The sequence below is a fragment of the Dactylosporangium sp. NPDC005572 genome, assembly GCF_040605515.1.
Classification (GTDB): domain Bacteria; phylum Actinomycetota; class Actinomycetes; order Mycobacteriales; family Micromonosporaceae; genus Dactylosporangium.
Map to the genome: position 1 here is coordinate 1 of NZ_JBEXCY010000408.1, position 3909 is coordinate 3909.

Below are 3909 nucleotides of genomic sequence, written 5' to 3' on the forward strand. Positions count from 1 at the left end.
TCTGCCGATTGCGCACGAGGTAGACGACCTACCGCGACGGGTCGCCTTGACGGCGCCGCATGATGCAGCACGTCGTGGGCGTCGACCCGCAACGCACCCGGACCGCCGTCGTCCTGCGCGAGGGCGACGGCGGGTCGGGCGGTGCGCTGCCGATGGTCGGTGACGGCTTCCGGCGCCTGGTGCCCAACGCCGTGCTGCCGCCCGACCGGTGGGCGACGCCCGCCGCCGAGGCGCTGCTGGACGCCGCCGGCGGCGCCCCCGCCGCCGACCTGGCCCGGCTGGCCCGCTCGTGGTGCTGCGACCCGCTCAGCGCCGACTTCCTCGCCGGGCTGCGGGAACGGCTCTTCGGCTACCTGGGCCGGCTGGCCCCGGCCGCCCGCAACGGCTACCGGGTCGCGGCGGTCGCCGCGCCCGGCACCGAGACCCTACTGCGGCAGCGGTTCACCGACGCCGGCCTGGCCGACGTGCTCACCGTCGACCCGGCCGACGCCCTGCTGGCCCGCTGGCTGGTCGACCCGGCCCGGCCGCCGGCCGGCGGCATCGTCGTCGCCGTGGCGTGCGGCGAGGCGTGGACCCGGGTCGCCACCTACGCGGTGGATCAGGCCGCGCCGCGGACCGCGCGCCGGCTGGCCGCCTCCGCGTCCACTGTGGAGGGCGGGGTGACCGACCTGGCCGGCGCGGTCACGGCCGCGGTGCTCGGCCGCTGCCGGCAGGGTGTGCGGTCGGCCGAGCTGCTGGCGATGCTCGACGGCGCCCTGGAGCTGGCCGGCCGGCTGCGCTCGCTGCGGGCCGACGACGAGGTGGAGTGGGCCGGCCCGCTCACGGAGCGCATGTTCGAGCCGCTGCGGCTGTCCCGCCAGTCGCTCGCCGGCACGCCGGGCGTCGCCGAGAGCCTGGCCGAGGTGGCCGGCCGGGTCCGCGCCGCCGTGACGGTGGGCGGCACGACCCGGCCGGCGGCGCTGCTCGTCGGCGGGATCGGCGCGGTGTGGCCGGCCGTCGCGGACGGCCTGACCTCGCTCGGACCGGTGTGGCAGAGCCCGGAGCCGGAGGCCGACCTGGCGGTCGGCGCGGCCTGGTGGCCCAGCCTGCGCCACGGCGTGCAGCGCCCGGAGACGGCCGAGGCCGCGTTCGCCGCGCTCGCGCCCGCGACGCCGCGCGAGACCGTGCCCGCGGTCGCGCCGCAGGACAGTGCCGACATCCCCCCGTGGCTGCGTTGACGCGAGATGGCGAGGAACCGATGAGCAACGCACTGGAACCGACCGTGGGCGAGCGCGGTGCCGGGCTGCCGGAGCTGCTGATGAGCCTGCTGGAGCGGCGCTACCTGGCCCGCTTCCAGCCCTCGCTGTGGCAGCTCGACGACGGGCCTGACGACGCCGTCCGGCCGCTCGTCCGGGAGGTGCAGAGCATCGGCCGGCCGCGCCCCGGCGAGGACCTCGGGCGGGCCATGCCGCACGTGCTCACCGCGAGCCACGCGCTGGGCCAGGCGGTCGTGCTCGCGGTCCACGGCGACGGCCGCCGGCAGCGGATGCTCATCGGCGGCCGGCGCGTCGCCGGTGGCGTCACCGGCTCGACCGAGGACCTCGTCGAGGCGCAGTCGACGCTGCTGCAGGCGCACGTGCCGGGACTGCGGCTGGGCCCGCTGGCCCGGCTGGACGGCGAGGGCGCGCCCGAGCTGGTCGACTTCCTGCGCTCAGCGCCGGCGCTCGGCGTGGTCACCGGCATCCCGTCCGGGCGCGACGGCGGCGGGCTGTCGCCGTTCCAGGGCCTGGAGCGGCTGATGGCCGCCGCGGCGTCGCGCCGGTACGCGCTCGTCGTCGTCGCCGAGCCGCTCGGCCCGGAGCACCTCGACCACGCCCTGGACGCCTGCCGGCGGCTGCGCGGCGAGGTGCACGGCATGGTGCGCCGCACGGTGCAGGTGAGCGAGAGCGAGTCGCTCAGCACGTCCCGCTCGGAGACCGAGGCACCCGCCGGTGGCGGCACGCAGGCGCTGCTGCGGCTGGCCGCCTACGGCCTCGCGGCCGGCGTCGCCGGGTTCGCCGGCGCCGGGGTCGTGGCCGGCGCGGTGGCCGGGCCGGGCACGGGCGGCGGCGCGGCCCTGGCCCGGGCCCTGCCGAGCCTGGTCGCCACCGGCATGATGCAGCTCGGGGCCGCCGAGCCGCGGGTGACCGTCCAGGAGGGGCGGACCGAGACCAGCGGCCGCTCGGTCGGCGGCGAGCTGCTCGACGTGCACGCCGAGGCGTGCGACGAGGTGCTGCGCCGCCACGCCGACCGGCTCGGCCGGGCCCGCAGCAGCGGCTGGTGGCGCACCAGCGTCTACGTCGCCGCCGAGAGCGACGCGGTGCTGGAGGCGGTGACCGGGGCGCTGCGCGGCGCGGCCAGCGGCGACTGGACGATGCTCGACCCGATCCGGGTGGTGCGCCCGGCACCGTGGCTGGTCCGCGGCGCGGCGGTGCGCGGCCGCAGCATCGGTCTGGTGCCCGCCGGCGGCCTCGCCGGGCACCCGTTCGGCCCGGCGTACGACGCCCTGTCCACCTGCCTCACCTCCGACGAGCTGGCGATCCTGGTGAGCCCGCCGCGGCGGGAGGTCCCGGGGCTGCCGATGACGGACGTGGGGGAGTTCGCCCTGGCCGTGCCGCCGCAGCAGGCCGAGTCGATCGAGCTCGGCATGCTCCAGGACGGGCTGGGCCGGGACCTGGTGCCGGTGTCGCTCGGCGCGCCGACGCTCAACCGGCACGTGCTCATCACCGGCATGACCGGATACGGCAAGACCACCACCGCGAAGCGGCTGCTGGAGCGGGCCGACGCCGACCTCGGCGTGCCGTTCCTGGTCATCGAGCCGGTCAAGGCCGAGTACCGGCAGCTGCGCGAGCACCCGCGGCTGCGCGACCGGCTCACCGTGTTCACCGTCGGCCCCGACGACGTCGGGCTGCCGCTGCGGCTCAACCCGTTCGCGCCGGTCGACCAGGTGCCGCTGCTGCGCCACATCGACCTGCTCAAGGCCGTGTTCAACGCCTCGTTCGCGATGTTCGCCGGCATGCCGCACGTGCTGGAGGAGGCGATGCTGGAGATCTACACCGACCGCGGCTGGGACCTGTACTCCTCGACGAACCGGCTGCTGCGCGGCGAGCGCTCCGAGGAGGTGCGCGACGCGCTCACGCCGTCGCTGTCCGACCTGCACGACAAGATCGACGAGGTGCTGGAGCGCAAGAACTACGGCCGCGAGGTGCACCAGAACATGGGCGCCGCGCTGCGCTCCCGGCTGCGCAGCCTGATGGTCGGGGCGAAGGGCGCCACGCTGGACACCCGACGGTCGGTGCCGCTGCACGACCTGTTCGCCCGGCCCTGCGTGATCGAGCTGAAGAACCTCGGCGACGACGAGGAGAAGTCGTTCGTCATGGCGCTGCTGCTGGGGCTGCTGTACGAGTACGCGGAGGCGCACCACGGCGGTCACGGCGCGGGGGAGCGGCTGCGGCACCTGACCCTGATCGAGGAGGCCCACCGGCTGCTCGCCGCGCCGCGCGGCAACACCGGGCCGGAGTCGCCGAACCCGCAGGCGAAGGCGGTCAGCATGTTCACCGACCTGCTCGCCGAGATGCGGGCGTACGGCGAGGGCTTCGTCGTGGCCGACCAGACGCCGACCAAGCTGGCGCCGGAGGTGGTCAAGAACACCACCGTGAAGATCGTGCACCGGCTCGTGGCGGCCGAGGACCGCGCCGCCGTCGCCGCCGCGATGAACCTCACCGACGCCCAGGCCCGGCACCTGGCCGCGCTGCCCCCGGGCGTCGCGGCCGTCCACGACGACCGGCTCGGCGCCGCCGCCCTGGTGCGCATGCCGCGCCTGGGCGCCGCCGCGTACCATCAGGGAGATGACCTCCGGCACCGAGCTCGTCGCCGTGTCGAGCGTGCCGA

The 3909-nt window shown here is 76.7% G+C and carries 2 protein-coding genes; both read left to right on the forward strand.

All coding sequences use genetic code 11. The features are described from left to right. Positions 1 to 59 precede the first annotated feature (59 nt). On the forward strand, positions 60 to 1217 hold the full coding sequence (locus ABZS66_RS60945) for a hypothetical protein (protein ID WP_354774040.1): 1158 nt from the start codon (positions 60 to 62) through the stop codon (positions 1215 to 1217). A gap of 20 nt (positions 1218 to 1237) precedes the next feature. Further along, positions 1238 to 3909 (forward strand): ATP-binding protein (locus ABZS66_RS60950; RefSeq protein WP_354774042.1); only part of this gene is annotated, 2672 nt, incomplete at its 3' end.